General features: G+C 40.1%; 2 protein-coding genes and 1 pseudogene. All 3 read right to left on the minus strand.

Going from position 1 to position 3,993, the window contains the following annotated elements; translation table 11 throughout:
* Positions 1–533, minus strand: a 533-nt coding sequence (locus tag NEOC95_RS00285; protein ID WP_213150928.1) for a hypothetical protein, incomplete at its 3' end; no start/stop codon positions are given.
* A gap of 358 nt (positions 534–891) precedes the next feature.
* Positions 892–2,739: a leucine-rich repeat domain-containing protein gene (locus NEOC95_RS00290; protein WP_213150930.1), complete on the minus strand. Its 1,848-nt coding sequence runs from the start codon at positions 2,737–2,739 to the stop codon at positions 892–894.
* A gap of 467 nt (positions 2,740–3,206) precedes the next feature.
* Positions 3,207–3,635 (minus strand): annotated as a pseudogene (locus NEOC95_RS09640) (leucine-rich repeat domain-containing protein); the annotation flags it as partial.
* Between the last annotated feature and the right edge of the window lie 358 nt (positions 3,636–3,993).

The raw sequence follows: 3,993 nt of genomic DNA on the forward strand, positions 1-3,993 counted from the left end.
TTAGGAGAGTTTATAGAAGAAAGGCTTTTCTCTTTACCTTTATCTCTACTCTCAGTAAAAAGAGGGGGAAGTTGCTGCGAGGATGAAGAAGCTTTGGAAGAGCACTTAAGGCAAAATTCAAGGTAGGCTTGAGCTTTTTCATAGGTAGGAGTTAATTGCAAAGCTTGCAGTAAAGCTTCTATAGCAGTTGTATGCTCTCCTTTCTCAGCAAGTTCTTTACCCCGTAAGAAATGTCCTACAGCTTCTTCACTAGGCTCATGCTTAAGCTCTTCTAATGGATGAGATTCAGCTGTTTCAGCCAAGTGTCTCACCGTGTAGTTGGGTGCATGTCTTTCAATAAGCTTTCTATCTAGAGGGCAAAGCTTATTGCGCGCTAAGCATTGGATAATGGTATCTTCGTTGAAGGTATGGCCACAAGGAAACAAAGTAACAGCCCGAGTCATCAGCTCACCTGAAACAGCATCTTCTATATTCTCTGAAACTGTTGTGCGGAAAGTCACCTGAGTGCTAGAAGTAGAAGATGAAGGGATCATAATAAGCTCCTTAAAGTTTTATGATAAGCGATTGCCTTAAATGCCGGTCTAACCTGCTTTTTAAACTCTTGCCTTACCTTTTCGCCATTAACTTATTCTTTTCATCTTTATTGATCAATTTTTATTTTAAGAGAAAAGCAAGGGAAGCTTTGTTGGCATTATAATAAAAGGTTTAGCTCTTTCCCTATATGTTAGCGTTTAAAGCTTTTTTGTAGGCTGCGCAACAAGCTAAAAGCTTAATCTACAAACTTAGGTGAAAGGCTAGGGAGGTGGATTCCCGTTTATTCATCAAAGCAAAGAAGGGCATAAAAAGCAAACCCCTCTTCATAATTCATTCTAACGGGAATTGCCATTCAATCTAATTCGCAGCGAGCGGATTGCCATCTAATTCGATCCGCGCCCTAGCCCCTCGAAGCCGCAAGATTTCTGGGGGAATGACAGTAAGCTGATTACTGCTTAAATAAAGCTCTTCTAGCCTAGCAAGCTGTCCGATGGATGCAGGAATAGTCGTTAGTCGATTGTTACTTAGGTAAAGCGATTGCAGCTGAGAAAGCTGTCCGATGGATGCAGGAATAGTTGTTAGCCGGTTGCCACTTAGGCATAGCTCCTCAAGCCTAACAAGCTGCCCGATGGATGTAGGAATAATCCTTAGCTGATTGTTGCTCGAGGAAAGCCGTCTTAGCTGAGAAATATCCCCTATCTGAGTAGGAATAACCGTTAACTGGTTGTTGCTTAAGTAAAGCCATTTCAGCTTAGAAAGCTGTCCAATTTCCGCAGGAATAGCGGTTAACAGATTTCCATGTAATCTAAGCATTAGCAGCTGCGAAAGCCGTCTTATCTCAGTAGGAATAGCGGTTAGCTGGTTGTTGCCTAAGCTAAGATCTCGCAGTCCAGAAAGCTGCCAAATCTCTGGGGGTAAATAAGTCAAGCCTACCCCATCTAAGTTCAGTTTGATAATGTTTTTACCATGCTTTTCTATCCACTGCGTTAACAGCTCTCCTTTTTTCTTTAAAGATAAAGCTTTTATCTGTGGTTGATTTAAGTACTCTGTTCCTCCAGGTAGCTTTTGCCAAAGTAAGAGACGGTTAGTATTTAACAGATAAGAGGAGTAATTAGAAAGGGTAATAGCCTTGCTTTCCTTAGCATTTCCTTCAAATTCCGTAGGAGAAAGAAAAGCGGCTAAGTTAAAGAGTTTTTGAAAAATATAGGGTACTTTTTCTTCAATAGAAAGATTAGGCTTAATTCCATAAATCTTATCTAAAATGTCAGCTTGTGCTATGAGATCCCTATTCCCCTCAGGAAAATGAACCTGGAGGATTGCTTTATAAAGCGAGGTCATGGAAATAGGAGTAGTAGATGGAGGAGAAAGAGCTTGAATTTCATTAGTCGAGGTGGTAGATGAAGAAGAAATAGAAGATTGGGAAGCAGCTGGGTAAAGAGAGGAAGAGCCCTGGTGGATTTGCCGCAGCTTTTCAACGACAAATTGCCTAACCTTTTTATTTTCTCCTAATAATTCTTTTGTCCATTTATAGCTTATCTTTTCTTTCTTATTTAGCTCTTCACCCTCTTGACTCATCAGCTCTTCGACTTGATTCTCTAATATCTTCTTTAATATAGAGTTTTCTTGAATGGAGGGCTCTTCTAACAGATTGAATAAAAGTTCAGTATAGCGTTCTTTAGAAGGCTCTGTAGAAGAAAGGCTTTTTTCTTTACCTTTATCTTTATCATGGAAAGAAGGAGGAAGTGGCTGCGAAGATGAAAAAGCTTCGGAAGAGCGCTTAAGGCAAAATTCAAGGTAGGCTTGAGCTTTTTCATACGTAGGAGTTAATTGCAAAGCTTGCAGTAAAGCTTCTATAGCAGTGGCATGTTCTCCTTTCTCAGCAAGTTCTTTACCTCGTAAGAAATGTCCTACAGCTTCTTCACTAGGCTCATGCTTAAGTTCTTCTAATGGATGGGAATCAGCTGTTTCAGCTAGGTGCCTCACGGTATAGTTAGGAGCATGCCTTTCAATAAGCCTTCTATCTAGAGGACAAAGCCTATTGCGGGCTAAGCATTGGATGACGGTATCTTCGTTAAAGGTATGACCGCAAGGAAACAAAGTAACTGCCCGAGTCATCAACTCTCCTGAGACCACGTCTTCTATATTCTCTGAGACTGTACTGCGGAAAGTTACCTGGGTGCTAGAAGTAGAAGATGAAGGGATCATAATAAGCTCCTTAAAGTTTTAGGATAAGTGATTGCCTTATGTGTAAGCTGAGCCTACTTCTTTTAAGGCTTGCCTTACCTTTTCGCCATTAACTTATTCTTTCTATCTTTATTGATCAATTTTTATTTTAAAGAAAAAAAAGAAAAGCTTTGTTGGCATTTGGTAGAAGTTATAGCCGCTGTTCTTACCTCTTATCAATTTTTATCTCATCTTTTTGGATTAGCCTCTCAAAGTTTTTGCTCCCAAACCTTCCATTTCATAGCCTGCATAACCTGCTAAAAGGCTTAAAAGGGAAAATTTTTGCCAATTATACGCTACCTATCTGAAACCTTAGCCCAAAGGCTAGGAAAGATAGATTCCCGTTTATTCACCAAAGTAAACAAGCGTACAAAAAGATAGGATTGACTTCATACTGCCATCTAAAGAGGGTTACCCTCTATATTAAACCTCTTTACCTTAGGAAGGTGAGGAATAATGGTTAGCTGGTTATAGCTTAGGTCAAGCTCTTGCAGATGAGAGAGCTGCCCTATCTGAGCAGGAAGAGCAGTTAGGTGGTTATCGCCTAAGTTAAGCGTTTGCAGCCTAGAGAGCTGCCCTATCTCTGCACGAATAATGGTTAGCTGGTTGTTACTTGAGTCAAGCTTTTGTAGCTTAGTAAGCTGCCCTATCTCTGCAGGAATAGCGGTTAGCAGGTTGTTACTTGAGTCAAGCTTTTGTAGCTTAGTAAGTTGCCCTATCTCTGCAGGTATAGCGGTTAGCAGGTTGTTACTTATGTCAAGCTTTTGCAGATTGGAAAGCTGACCTATTTTTGGAGAAAGAGTAGTTAACTGATTATTACTTAGGTTAAGCGTTTGCAGCTGCGAGAGCTGCCATATCTCTGGTGGTAAAAAGGTCAAGCCTACCCCATCATCCAAGTCCAGTTCGATAATGTTTTTACCTTGCTCTTCTATCCACTGTGTTAGCAGTTCTCCTTTCTTCTTTAAAGGTAAAGTTTTAATGTGTAGTTGATTTAAGTAATCTGTCCCTCCAGGTAGTTTGTGCCAGAATAAGAGGCGGTTAATATTTAGTAGATAGGAGGAATAATTAGAAAGAGTGAAGGTCTTGCTTTCCTTAGCATTTCCACCTAAAGGAGAAAGAGAAGCGGCTAAGGTAAAAAGTTTTTGAAAGATGTAGGGTACTTTTTCTTCAATAGAAAGATTAGGCTTAATTTCATAAATCTTATCTAAAATGCCAGCTTGTGCTATGAAATCCCCC

The sequence above is a fragment of the Neochlamydia sp. AcF95 genome, from assembly GCF_018342455.1.
GTDB lineage: Bacteria > Chlamydiota > Chlamydiia > Chlamydiales > Parachlamydiaceae > Neochlamydia.

Excerpts from the sequence above, each read along its gene's own strand:
- NEOC95_RS00290 (WP_213150930.1), bottom strand. The coding sequence starts at position 2,739 with ATGATCCCTTCATCTTCTACTTCTAGCACCCAGGTAACTTTCCGCAGT.